Source organism: Candidatus Eisenbacteria bacterium, assembly GCA_016867495.1.
In the GTDB taxonomy this organism is placed as follows: domain Bacteria; phylum Eisenbacteria; class RBG-16-71-46; order CAIMUX01; family VGJL01; genus VGJL01.
Window position 1 is genome coordinate 73,093 of sequence record VGJL01000002.1, and the last position, 11,593, is coordinate 84,685.

Consider the following 11,593-nt stretch of genomic DNA (forward strand, 5'->3'; position numbering starts at 1 on the left):
CCCTCCTTGCGGGTGCGCAGCCTGCCAAGCTCCGTTATCGGCCGGGCGGAGGAGAATCCGCACAGGCAACCTCGGCGCGCCGCGCCCGCCGCCGGCGCAACGCCCGCCTCATGAACCCGGAGACCTCCGCCTCCATCAGCATAGACGAGAAGCGCCCGAGTGGATTCCGGGCCAGAGCCTCCCCGATCCCTTTCCGGCAGAGGCGATAGGGGTCGTCCCCGGACCCGACGATCCCCGCTTCCCACGTGGTCGCGGAGCGATACCCCGCCTCCTTTGCGAGGCGCCGAGATCTCTCGTCGTGTCCGCCTCCCGGGTAGCAGAAGTCGCGCACCGGCGCGCGGAGCGCGTCCTCTATGATCCGCTTCGAATCCTCGATCTCGCGCCTCTGAACCTCGGGCGGCTCGCCCGGAAGATAAGTGTGCGAGATCGTATGGGATCCGATCGAGAAGCCGGAGGAGGCGAGCGCGCGGACATCCTCAGCGGTGAGGAGGGTGGGAGCCCCGGCTCCGGCCCGCGCCGGCGCGATCTCGAGAAGCTGTCCCACCCGCTCGACGATCCCGCCGATCTCGGCGATCGGACGCCGCTGGATGAGACGGATCAGGGCGTCGCAGCAGACCGCCCGTCTCTCGTCATCCGCCAGGCTCCAGGCGAGGGGTCGTCCGTCGATCGAGAGCGCGAGTTCCGGCGCATCGGTCCGCAGGATCGTCTGAGCCAGGAGATCGGTCCACAGGGGGCCGGTCCCCAGGATCCCCGCCGCCGTCACGTAGAAAGTGGCGGGCAGCCCGAGCCTCGACAGGACGGGCGCGGCCACGGTCAAGTTGTCGCGGTAGCCGTCGTCGAAGGTCAGCGCCACCAGATCGTGGGCCGGCACGCGATCCGACGCGATCCACCAGAGCATCTCCTCCAGATCCACCGCCTCGTGGCGGGTCGCGATCCACAAGGCCTGCCGCTCGAACTGCGATCGGGCCATCCCGATCCTGTAGGGAGAGAAGGGCTCCTCGTCCGGAATGACGCGGTGGTACCCCAAGATGATCCCGTACTTCCCGCCGAGCCGGCGTCGGATCGCATACCTGGAGGGAAGGCCGAGCGCCGTCGACGTCGAGCCGACGAGCCAGCGAATCGAGTTGCGGAGCCGCGACCCGGGAGCGCTCATGCTCCTCCGTTTCTCTCGGCCAGGATCTCCTCGTAGACCGCGCGCGTCCTTGAGGCGACGGTCGAGGACCTGAATCTCTCCTCGGCGACGGCGCGGGCCTTCCGCGACATCGCTTCCGCGTCCGATCCGCCAATGACGCGTAGGAGCGCGCCCGCGATCGATGCGTCGGACTTGGGGTCGACGAGGATCCCGCTCAGCCCGTCCTCGACCATGTAAGGGATCCCCCCGACGCGCGAGGCCACCACAGGCAGGCCCGCCGCCATCGCTTCCGCGATCGCGAGCGGCGCATTCTCCTGGAACGAGCAATGAGCGAGACAGGAGGCGGCCGCCGCCTCGCGCATGGTCTCGGCGCGGGATAGCAAGCCCAGGAAGCGCACTCTGGAAGCGATGCCGAGGCGCTCGGCGAGATTCCGGCAGCTCGCTCCGTAGGCGGTCTCAAGGCCACCCCCCACGATCGACAGCTCCGCATCCGGCCTCTCCCGGGCGATCCGGGCGAAGGCCGCGATGAGACCCCCGACATTCTTGAGCGGAGTGATCCTCCCGACGGCGAGGATGCGGCCCGGAACCGGCGCCCGTCGGATCTCGAAGAAGGAGTCGTCGACCGGATTGTCGATGCTCCATGTCCGCGAGCCGACGGTGCTCCCCAGGACCTCGGCGACGTAGGGGTTGATGACGATCAGATTGCGGGCCCGCCGTCTCCCGCGCGCCTCGAGCCGCCCCATCACGTAGGAGCGGACCGATCGGAATCTCCCCCTGTAGGCGATGTCTCGCTCCTGTATCCCATGGATCGTCAGCAGCGCCGGTCGGCCCCGATGAGGGACGAGGTGGGCCCAGTTCTGGATATGCACGATGTCATGATCGATTTCCGACAGCTTGCGGGCGACCTGACGGGGACTGATCCAGGCATATCCGATGCCGGGCCCCCAGCGGCGCGATCTCGGCAGATGGTGCACCTTGATCCTGCCCGATCGAGAGGTTCGCTCGGCGTCGACCGCGGCGGCCGGCACGACGACCTCGATCTCGAGGTCCGGGAGGAGGGCCAAAGCACTGACGAGGGCCACGGTGACGCCGGCAATCCCGCTCGGGATCCGTTCGGGGTCCTCGGGGTACTGGGCCACCATGGCGACCTTCATGCGGTGTCCTTTCGTCCGTCTGAGTCAGACCAGTCTCCAACAGGAACGCGTGGGATGCCACGGGGTATCCTCGCGCATGGCCGGGCCGCCCCCCGGCCTGGTCGGGCGGAGGGGGCGCGCAGCCGCTATGTCCGCTCCCGCCGGCGCGCCGGGCGGAAGACGGGTCGGTTGACGGGCGGCCAACCCGATGCTAGCATGCCGCACATGCGGTCGTGAGGCGTAACCCATTGTATTTCAACGCTTGAGCCCAATTGTCGGGGGAGGGAGGGGCGATCGGGTGCGGATCTCGAGGATCATGGCCCTTCTCGCTCCGCTCCTCCTGCTCCTCGCTTCCGCCTCCGCCTCCTGGCAGCTCGATCTGAGCCCGGCCCGCTGCGTCAGCGCCATCATGATCGAGCCGACGAGCGGCCTCATCCTCTACGAGAAGGAAGCCGATCTCCCGCGGGCCCCCGCGAGCATCGCGAAGCTCATGCTGGAGCTCGTCGTCCTGGAGCGGGTCGATAGCGGGGAGATCCGCCTCGACGAGCCGATCCGCGTCTCCGCCTGGGCCAGCAAGATCGGGGGCTCGCAAGTCTATCTCGCCGAAGGGGAGGCCTTCACGCTCGAGGAGCTCCTCAAGGCGGTCGTGATCTCCTCGGCCAACGACGCGTGTGTCGCCGTGGCCGAGCATGTCGCGGGATCAGCGGAAGGGTTCGTCGATCTCATGAATGCCCGGGCGCGGGAACTCGGGCTCGCCAACACGAGCTACATCAACGTGCACGGCCTCGATGACGAGCCGGGGCAAGGGAACGTGACCACGGCCCGCGACATCGCCGCGATCGCCCGGCACCTCGTCGAGATGTCCCACGTCCTCGAATGGTCGAGCATCGAGGAGGACTACTTCCGCGGCGGGACGTTCAAGCTGGACAACACGAACAAGCTGCTCGGCCAGTACCAAGGGCTGGACGGGCTCAAGACCGGCTACACGAGAAAAGCGGGATTCTGCCTCTGCGCGACGGCGCAGCGCGGCGGGATGCGGTTGATCACCGTCGTCCTGGGGGCGGAGTCGAACAGGCTGCGCTTCCAGGAATCGGCCCGGCTCCTGAGCGCAGGCTTCTCCCAGTTGCGCAAGAGCGTCCTCCTCGCGGGAGGACAGCCGGTTCCCGGCGGGGTGCCGATCATGGGCGGACGCAAGACCCGCGTCGAGGCGGTCGCCGCCGCTCCGCTGGCGGTCGTGCTCCCGAGGCGGGTCGATCCTCCGAGGACCGTTCTCGTTCCCGCCAGGGGGCTGCGCGCCCCGATCCAGCGGGGCGACACCGTGGGCGTCGTCGAGGCGCGTCTCGAGGAGGGAGGCGTGGTCAGCGTTCCCGTGGTGGCCGCGGCGGAGGTCAAGAGGGCGACGATCTTCCAGACGATTGCCCGGGCTCTCGGCGGGGGGCGCTCCTGATGCGCCGGCCGGGCCGCGCTCCGCGCCTCGCCCGTCTTGTTCCGCTGGCGCTCGTCTTCCTCGGGCTCCTCCTGACCTTGCACGAGGACGCCCTCGCGGGCCGCGCCCGCAAGCAGAAGCGCCGCCCTCCGCGGCGGAGCGCCGCGGTCCAGCGTGGCCCGACCTTCGACGCGGCGCTCGTGATCGACTCGGCGAACGGAACCGTCCTCTTTCAGAAAGACCCTCACGCGCAGCGGACCCCGGCCAGTCTGGCCAAGATGATGCTCGAGCTGATCGCTCTGGAGTCGATCCGGGAGGGGGAGATCTCCATCGACGACATCGTGACCGTCACCCCGGAGGCGAAGAAGGTCCGCGGCACCCGTGTGCGCCTGCGGCCCGGGGAAGCGGTCACGGCGGGCGACCTGCTCAAGGCCACCGTGATCGCCTCGGCCAACGACGCGGCAATCGCGCTGGCGACCCACATTTGCGGCTCCACGGAGGCCTGCGTGGCGCGGATGAACCGCCGCGCGCGCGAGCTGGGCATGCTCTCGACGCGCTACGAGAATGTCCACGGCCTGGACAAGGGAGGCGAGCCGGGCAATGTGACGACGGCCTGGGACCTTGCGATCCTCGCCCGCCGGCTGATCGACCTGCCGGAGGCGCTGGATCTCTCGAGCACGGTGGAGGCGACGATCCGCAGCAAGCAGAGGATCCATACGACCAACCGGCTACTCACGCGCTTCCCGGGTTGCGACGGCTTGAAGACCGGCTACACGGGGCGGGCGGGGCACTGCCTCGTGGCCACGGCCGAGCGGGACGGGATACGGCTGATCTCCGTGGTTCTCGGCGCATCCGGCAATCGAAGGCGCTTCGCGGAGTCCGCCGATCTCATGAGCAAGGCCTTTGCGGAGTGGCAGAAGGTCCGCGTCGTCGCCAAGGGACAGGACCTCGGGGAGGATCTCGCGGTCCGGATGGGATCCAGGGACTCGGTGCCGCTCGTCGCCGGGGATGATCTCGATGTCCTCGTGCCCGCGAAGCGAGCGGGCCAGATCAGAGTGGCGATCGCCGCGCCCCCCAGCACCCGCGCTCCGATCGCGGAGGGATGGACGCTCGGCCGGGTGCAGGTCCTGGTGGGCGACAGCGTCGCGGCGGAATGCGCGGCGCTCGCGGGGACGACCGTTCCCCGCTCGTCCGTGGCGCGGCGGCTCAACGAGATGCTCCAACCCTAGACGAAGGATCTCGCCGTGGAAGTCCGTCTGGCGGGGCAGAACATCGACAGGGACCTCCTGCTCGAGATCAGGGCGGCCCTTCGCCTCGCCGCGCGCATTCCCGGCGGCCTATCGCCCGAAGGCGATGCCGCGCGGGCGGAGGCGGAGCGGCTTCTGGCGGCGGACAACTGGACCCCCGAGACCCTCTCGGCCGCCTACGCGAGAATCAGCCGCGACCCGCGTCCGGTTCACGAGCTGCGCGCAGCCGCGAGGAGAGAGGTGGACGCGGCCCGCCGGTCGAACAGCAAGATCATCTTCGGGCTCGGTCACGCCTCCGTGGCCGAGCACGCCGTCTTCAATCTCGACATTCTCGGGATCTCCAGACTCTGCGTCGAGGAGATCGAGAAGATGCGCCTCTGCTCCTACACCGAGAAGTCGCAGCGCTACATCCTGCTCGACGAGGACTTCGTCGTTCCGGAGGAGGCGCGGGCCGCCGGAATCGAGGCAGACTTCAGGAAGCTGCTGCGGGAGCAGAACGAGTTCTATAGGAACGCGTACGAGACGCTGCGTCCCTGGATTCTCGGCCGGCACGCCGCGGGCGCGGGATCGCAGAGCGAGACGCGCCGCCTCGAGGGGCTCGCGAAGGAGGATGCGCGCTACGGCCTCTCGATGGCGACCACCGTCCAGCTCGGGGAGACGATCAACGCGCGCAACCTCGAGGCCTTGATCGCGAGGAGCGCGGCTCATCCGCTGGCGGAGCTCAAGTCCTTCGCGAGGTTGCTGCGCCAAGCGGTTCAGGATGTCGCTCCTTCGGTAGTGAAGCACACCGAGCCCTCGGAGCACCTCCGCCGCACGCCGGAGGCGCTGCGGGAAGTCGCGGCGGGGACCGGCGGCGACGGAACGGCGGGCGGAGACGTCGTCCTGCTCGACTGTCCCGAGGATGCCGAGGCGCGCGTGGTGGGGGCGATTCTCCATACCTACGGCGCGAGGGACGCCCGCGCGTGCAGGAGACGCGCGCAGGAGCTTGGCCCCGAGGGACGTCTCGGTCTGATTCGGACCGCTCTAGAGAGACTCTCGCCGCATGACTCCGTCCTGCGCGAGTTCGAGCACGCCTCGCTCTGCTTCGAGCTGGTCGTCTCTGCGGCCTGTTTCGCGCAACTCAAGAGGCACAGGATGGCCACCCTGACCGCCCAGGAGTACGATCCGGCGCTCGGAGTCACGATGCCCCCGTCATTCGAATCGACCGGCCTCGCGGAGCCGTTCGAGAAGCTGCGAGCGAGCACCGAGTCTCTTCATGACCGGCTGCGCGCGGCCGCCGGCCCCCGCGTCGCCCCCTACGTCCTGCTGAACGCGCATCGAAGAAGGGTCCTCTGGCGGGTGAGCGCCAGGGAGCTCTATCACGTCGCCCGCCTGCGCTGCGATGCCCACGCGCAGTGGGACATCCGGCGAATGTGCGACGCGGCGATCTCGCTCGCCCGTGAGCGGATCCCGTCCCTGCTGCTGCTCGCCTGCGGGAAGGACCGATTCGAAGAAGTGCGGCGCTCGGTGTTTCCCGAATCGGCGTGATCGTCCTCGTGCCGGCGCCCCTACCGGATGAGCTGGACCCAGGTCTTGAACGGATCGTTCCCGCACGCCTCGAGCATCTCGAAGATCGCCATCTCGACGCAGGTGCGCTTCACGCCTTCCTCCACGAGGCGCTCGATCCCGACCTCCCTGTTGACGGGCGAGCGAGAGGAGACGGCGTCGGTCGCGATCTCCACGTGGTATCCCTGCTCGAGGAGGTGGAGAGCGGTCTGATGGACGCAGACGTGGGTTTCCATCCCGCAGAGGACGACCTGACGGCGCCCCGTCGCATCGAGGGCACTGCGGAAGGGCTCGTGCAGCATGCACGAGAAGGTCATCTTCTCGATCGGCTCGAAGGGGTGCCGGACCCCGGCGCCGGGAGCGCCTTCGCGGATCGCCTCGACGATGCCTGGGTCGGTCTCCCCGAGCCCCCTGCGGTACTGCTCGGTGATCAGAACCGGCGCCCCGACGATCCGGAATCCGCGGATCAGCCGGGCGATCTGGGTGAGCATTCCCGGGGCATCGTGGATGGCGGGGAGGAGCTTGGACTGGACATCCACGACCACGAGCACCGCCTGATTCCTGTGAAGCATCGATCACCCTCCTGATGCCGGCGATCGTACCACGTCCCGTTGCCGTGTGGCGTTGGATTGGTGTAAGCTCCCCTGTTGATTTTGGCGACCATGAAACCTCGGACTGGCCGGCGGGATCGGCGGCGAGCCGGCCCGCGGGGCCAGATGTGGAGAAGGAGAGGAAGAGAGATGAGTGTTCGTGTCGGACAGATGGCGCCCGACTTCAAGATGCAGGCGCTCGTGGGCAAGGAGTTCCGTGAAATCAGCCTGGCCGAATACCGCGGGAAGTGGGTGGTTCTGTTCTTCTATCCGCTCGACTTCACGTTCGTCTGCCCTACCGAAGTGACGCAGTTCAGCGACAGGCACGAGGAGTTCGCCGCCCTCGACGCGGTCGTCGTCGGCGGGAGCACCGACAGCGTTTTCTCGCACCAGGCGTGGACGAAGCAGATCGGCGAGTTGAAGTATCCGCTCTTCAGCGACCTGACGCGCGAGACTTCCCGGCGCTACGGCGTCCTGATGGAGGAGAAGGGGATCGCCCTTCGCGGGACTTTCATCGTCGATCCGGAGGGGAAGCTGCGCTGGTCGGTGATCCACGACCTCGGCGTGGGCCGGAACACCGATGAAGTCCTTCGCGTTCTTCAGGCGCTCCAGACGGGCGAGAACTGCCCGGTCAACTGGAAGCCCGGACAGAAGACCCTCGGGAAGTAGAGCCGGATCGCCGAGATGAGCAAGAGGACTCGGAGCGCGGTCGGATCACTCCTCGCGGGGGCCTCCGCGCTCCTGTTCCTGACCACCTGTTCGGATGACAAAGGAAAGCCCCAGCAGCCGCTTCCCCCCGTGAGCGACTACGCCTTCTCGCTGCTGGACGTGAACACGAATTCGGCGACACACGGGCAGAGGATCTCGCCCGCGGGATTCCCGGGCAGGCCGGTGGTCCTGCTCGCGGGCTCCGGAGGGTGAGACTTCTGCAGGGTGCAGTTCGCAACCCTCGCAGACAGTTCGCTTGGATGGCAGGCGGCAGGCGTCGATGCCGTCGCCCTCGGCGTGCACATGATCGGCTCGGAGTCGTGGATCGACCAGATGACTCAGGGCCGGGCGATGCCGCTCCTGCAGGACGACAGCCAGACGCAGGCCATGGCGAGCCGCGGGATCCACAAGGACGATCTGCTGATCCTCGACCGCGCGGGGAACCGGTGGAAGCAGGTGCCGCTGACCAACAACTTCAACCTGGCAATCCCGCACGTCCCCGACACCGTCCTGGCCTGGGTGCGCCGCGTGCCCTGAAGCCGGCGCGCCCGCCCGCTTCTCGAATCCAGTCGAACGCGTCTAGAGGGCGGCCGGCGCGCCCGGGGCGCCGGTCGGCCGCTCCGGGAAGGCCGTCCAGTATCCTTCCATGATCCTCAGGAAGATCTCGACGCCGATCGGCATCGCCTCCTCGTCGAAGTCGAACCGCGGGCTGTGATGAGGGTGGGCGGTTCCCCCGGCGTCATTCCCCGCGCCGAGAAAGAGATAGGCACCCGGAACTTCCCGCAGGAAGAAGCTCATATCCTCGCCGCCCATCGAGACGAGATCGCGCACGACGTTCTCAGGGCCGACGACCTCCGCGGCGAGGGCGGCCGCGAAGTCCGCCATTCGGGGGTCGTTCACGGTCGGCGGGTAGTGCTCCTTGAAGACGAACTCGCATCGGGCGCCTAGAGCCGCGGCCACTCCCTCCGAAACCTCGCGCAGCCGGCGGATCAGCTTCTCGCGAACGTCGCTCCGAAAGGCGCGGATCGTGCCGCGCAGATGCGCGGTCTCGGCGATCACGTTGAAGGCCTGTCCCGCGTTGAACTGCCCGATCGAGAGGACTGCCGTCTGGATCGGATCGGCGTTTCGCGAGACCACCGTCTGCAGCGCGACCACGATCTGGCTCGCGACGACCACGGCGTCGACCGCCTCGTGCGGGTAGGCCCCGTGTCCGCCTCTTCCGTGGACGATGAGGTCGAACTCGTCGGCAGCCGCCATCATCGGCCCCGAGGTCACGGCGACTCTTCCCGTCGGCAGGCCGCTCCACAAGTGGAGCCCGAAGGCGGCCTCGATCGGAGGGTCCTTCAGGATCCCTTCCTGGATCATCGGCGCCGCGCCGCCGGGCCCTTCCTCCGCGGGCTGGAAGACGAAGCGGACCGCCCCCCGAATCGAGGCGGGCGATCGCGCCGCGAGGCGGGCCGCGTGGAGCAGGATCGCGATGTGCCCGTCGTGGCCGCAGGCGTGCATCACGCCGGGGACGCGGGAGGCGTAGTCGGAGGCGCTCTCCTCCTGAACCGGCAGGGCGTCCATGTCCGCCCTGAAGAGAATCGCCCGGCCCGACGCGCCCGGAGGCTCGAGCAAGGCCGAAACGCCGGTTCGGGCGATCCCGGTCCGCACATTCCCGTACGATTCCGACAGGCGCTCTGCGATCTTCGCCGCGGTTCGAGTCTCCTTGAAGCCGAGCTCCGGGTGGGCGTGAAGATCGCGTCGGAAGAAGACCATCTCCTGCCGAAGCGAGAGGACGCTCTCGCGAATCGCCGGGCGCCGGTCGTCTCTCTCAGCCATGAGTCCGCCTTTCAGCGCGAAGCCGGCCGACAGCCATGCCGGATCACCGCGGGTTGGAGACGAAGTCCGCGATCTCCTGGATGACGCCGGGATCGACGCTCCCGCGCGCCATGAGGCTCGCGGGCGTCGGGTCCCCCTTGATCGGGATGAAGAGGTGGCCAAGATCGGGGCGCTCGATGATCTTCACATTCGTCTTCCCACCGCGAAGGGCCGCATCCCTCCACGATTCGACATCGAGCGCGGTGACCTGATAGTCCTTCGTCCCCCTCATGATGAGGACCGGACCCCTGAACGCCGCGAAGTCCTCCGGCAGATCCCGACTTCGGTAGTCGCTCAAGTACCGGCCGCTCATCCCGAGGATGAGACGCGCGGGCGGGATATGGCCAGCCGCCACGCTGTCGAGCTGGGCGAGGAGCAGTCGCAGGCCGGTTTCCTGGCTGGGGGTCGCGATCTCCTCCCGCCTCGCGAGATCGCCCAGGTAGACGATCTGGTCTCGCAGGATCAGGTCGAGCGGCCGGAGCGAGCCGGCGAGGATGACGAGACCCGCCACGCCGCCGTCGGCCCGGGCGATCGCCGGAGCGAGACAACCGCCGAGGCTGTGTCCGACGATCCAGATCCGCCGGCTGTCGATTCCCATCTGGGAGCGGAGAACCTGAAGCGCGGCGAGCGCGTCGTCGATGACTTCCTCCTGGACCGTCACCTCGAGCGGGGGGGTGGTCTCAGGAGCGACGAGAGTCCTCTTGTCATAGCGCAGGCTCGCGATCCCGAAGACGGCGAGGCCGCGCGCGAGCTCGCGGAAGGGTCGATTCGGGCCGATCGTCTCATCCCGGTCCTGCGGTCCCGACCCGTGCACGAAGAGCACGGACGGATAGGGGATGGTCTGCCCCCCGCGCGGCAGAGCGAGCGTTCCTCCGAGAACGATGCCGCCCGATGGGACATCGACCGGCCGCTCCTCGAAGAGGGCCCGCGCGGGGCCGCCCGGCCCCTCGGGGACCGACTCCCTCTCGATCCGCGGGGGCGCGGGACGGGGCTCGAGAATCTCCGCCACGGGGTCCTCTCCTCGCGTGTAGCTGAATCCCTGGGAGGGGATCTCGATCGCGGAGATCTCTCCTGACGGATCGACGCGGAGAATCTCGATCACGGAAGCGATCCGGATCTCGATCGATCGCGATCCGTCCGGCTCCGGGTCACCGGGAAGGACGAGCGCCGTGAGGAGGGCGCCCACCTGGGGGACGATGACCTGCAAGGTCTCCGGCCGGAAGCCGCCGCCGGCCGATCTCATCGCGAGAAGCGAGAGGTGGTTGGCGAGCATGTTGTCGAGAACGTGCACTTCGCCCGATGCATGCAAGGCGCGGCGGAGATCGGCGCCGGAGGCGCTCAGCTCGACGATGACCGAGTCCCCCGCCCGCGAAGCGCGAATGGTCTGCGCCTGGCCGCCCACGGTCGCGTGCAGCGTGTAGTCCTTGAGAGAGAACGTGCCCGGATCGACCAGCAGCCGCTGCTTCATCTCGACCGATCGATACGGAAGCTCGATCCGGGCCTCGGCCTCGACCGCCACGGATCGCTCCTCGGGATGTTCCGCGATCGTGTAGCGCTCGGTGCCGATCCTCTTTTCGGCCTGCAAGAGCGTGAAGACACGCTCCTCCTGCGCAGCGACGGCCCAGGCCGCGAGGGCCGCGAGGGCCGCAAGGGCCGCAAGGATGGCGGCCCAGAGGCACCCCATGTGGAACGAGGAGCACTGCCGCATGGATCGACCTCCCGTCGGGATCCCCCGTAGGGAGCGTAGCGAACCGCATCTGCCCAGGCAAAAGCCAAGTTCACCGGAAGTGGACGGAGGAGTATCCTTCTCTCTTGAACGCCGCGCCTCGCGGCGCGAAGGAGGCTCCCACCCGGATGGCTGGCAAGAAGGAAGGACCGGACCGGAATCCACCCCTCTCCGATGAGGTCATGGACCGCATCGACAGCGCATGGGACGCGCTGGAGAAGGG

At 68.3% G+C, this 11,593-nt stretch carries 11 protein-coding genes; 6 read left to right on the forward strand and 5 right to left on the reverse strand.

From position 1 onward, the window contains the following. Positions 1-34: 34 nt before the first annotated feature. On the reverse strand, positions 35-1,153 hold the full coding sequence (locus FJY88_01105) for a polysaccharide deacetylase family protein (GenBank protein ID MBM3285941.1): 1,119 nt from the start codon (positions 1,151-1,153) through the stop codon (positions 35-37). Continuing rightward, positions 1,150-2,286 (reverse strand): glycosyltransferase family 4 protein, encoded by a 1,137-nt coding sequence (locus FJY88_01110; GenBank protein ID MBM3285942.1) that lies wholly within the window; start codon positions 2,284-2,286, stop codon positions 1,150-1,152. Before FJY88_01110 ends, FJY88_01105 begins: the two co-directional genes overlap by 4 nt. Positions 2,287-2,563: 277 nt before the next feature. Between FJY88_01110 and FJY88_01115 the strand changes: the two genes are divergently transcribed. The 3 genes from FJY88_01115 to FJY88_01125 are packed head-to-tail and all read left to right on the forward strand — an operon-like array spanning position 2,564 to position 6,465. Next, a complete protein-coding gene (locus FJY88_01115; protein ID MBM3285943.1) occupies positions 2,564-3,712 on the forward strand; it encodes a D-alanyl-D-alanine carboxypeptidase in 1,149 nt (382 codons plus the stop codon). Then, the gene (locus FJY88_01120; GenBank protein ID MBM3285944.1) at positions 3,712-4,920 is read left to right on the forward strand and encodes a D-alanyl-D-alanine carboxypeptidase; all 1,209 of its coding nucleotides are present in this window, start codon (positions 3,712-3,714) and stop codon (positions 4,918-4,920) included. The genes FJY88_01115 and FJY88_01120 overlap by 1 nt, the downstream gene beginning before the upstream one ends. A 15-nt stretch (positions 4,921-4,935) precedes the next feature. After that, positions 4,936-6,465 carry an FAD-dependent thymidylate synthase gene (locus FJY88_01125; protein ID MBM3285945.1) on the forward strand — a complete coding sequence of 510 codons (1,530 nt, stop codon included), beginning with the start codon at positions 4,936-4,938 and terminating at the stop codon, positions 6,463-6,465. 20 nt (positions 6,466-6,485) lie between these two features. On the opposite strand, the gene FJY88_01130 is transcribed toward FJY88_01125, so the two are convergent. Continuing rightward, positions 6,486-7,055, reverse strand: coding sequence for a hydrolase (locus FJY88_01130; GenBank protein MBM3285946.1), 570 nt, complete (start codon positions 7,053-7,055; stop codon positions 6,486-6,488). A 168-nt stretch (positions 7,056-7,223) separates the two neighbouring features. On the opposite strand from FJY88_01130, the gene FJY88_01135 reads away from it, so the two are divergent. Genes FJY88_01135 through FJY88_01145 form a run of 3 tightly spaced genes read left to right on the forward strand, consistent with a single transcriptional unit; the run spans position 7,224 to position 8,318 of the window. Next, positions 7,224-7,742 carry a peroxiredoxin gene (locus tag FJY88_01135; GenBank protein ID MBM3285947.1) on the forward strand — a complete coding sequence of 173 codons (519 nt, stop codon included), beginning with the start codon at positions 7,224-7,226 and terminating at the stop codon, positions 7,740-7,742. Between the two features lie 15 nt (positions 7,743-7,757). Continuing rightward, positions 7,758-7,994: a hypothetical protein gene (locus FJY88_01140; protein ID MBM3285948.1), complete on the forward strand. Its 237-nt coding sequence runs from the start codon at positions 7,758-7,760 to the stop codon at positions 7,992-7,994. A gap of 12 nt (positions 7,995-8,006) precedes the next feature. Further along, positions 8,007-8,318 carry a hypothetical protein gene (locus FJY88_01145; protein ID MBM3285949.1) on the forward strand — a complete coding sequence of 104 codons (312 nt, stop codon included), beginning with the start codon at positions 8,007-8,009 and terminating at the stop codon, positions 8,316-8,318. Between the two features lie 42 nt (positions 8,319-8,360). Here FJY88_01145 and FJY88_01150 read toward each other — a convergent pair whose 3' ends face one another. Together FJY88_01150 and FJY88_01155 are read right to left on the reverse strand one after the other, a co-directional pair. Beyond that, positions 8,361-9,542, reverse strand: a complete 1,182-nt coding sequence (locus tag FJY88_01150) for an amidohydrolase (protein MBM3285950.1) — start codon at positions 9,540-9,542, stop codon at positions 8,361-8,363. Positions 9,543-9,648: 106 nt separating this feature from the next. Then, positions 9,649-11,352, reverse strand: coding sequence for an alpha/beta fold hydrolase (locus FJY88_01155; GenBank protein MBM3285951.1), 1,704 nt, complete (start codon positions 11,350-11,352; stop codon positions 9,649-9,651). Positions 11,353-11,593 lie beyond the last annotated feature (241 nt).

Coding starts and splice junctions, on each gene's coding strand:
- FJY88_01155 (MBM3285951.1), bottom strand. CDS start 11,352: ATGCGGCAGTGCTCCTCGTTCCACATGGGGTGCCTCTGGGCCGCCATC.
- FJY88_01130 (MBM3285946.1), bottom strand. CDS start 7,055: ATGCTTCACAGGAATCAGGCGGTGCTCGTGGTCGTGGATGTCCAGTCC.
- FJY88_01110 (MBM3285942.1), bottom strand. CDS start 2,286: ATGAAGGTCGCCATGGTGGCCCAGTACCCCGAGGACCCCGAACGGATC.
- FJY88_01140 (MBM3285948.1), top strand. CDS start 7,758: ATGAGCAAGAGGACTCGGAGCGCGGTCGGATCACTCCTCGCGGGGGCC.
- FJY88_01135 (MBM3285947.1), top strand. CDS start 7,224: ATGAGTGTTCGTGTCGGACAGATGGCGCCCGACTTCAAGATGCAGGCG.
- FJY88_01150 (MBM3285950.1), bottom strand. CDS start 9,542: ATGGTCTTCTTCCGACGCGATCTTCACGCCCACCCGGAGCTCGGCTTC.
- FJY88_01105 (MBM3285941.1), bottom strand. CDS start 1,153: ATGAGCGCTCCCGGGTCGCGGCTCCGCAACTCGATTCGCTGGCTCGTC.
- FJY88_01120 (MBM3285944.1), top strand. CDS start 3,712: ATGCGCCGGCCGGGCCGCGCTCCGCGCCTCGCCCGTCTTGTTCCGCTG.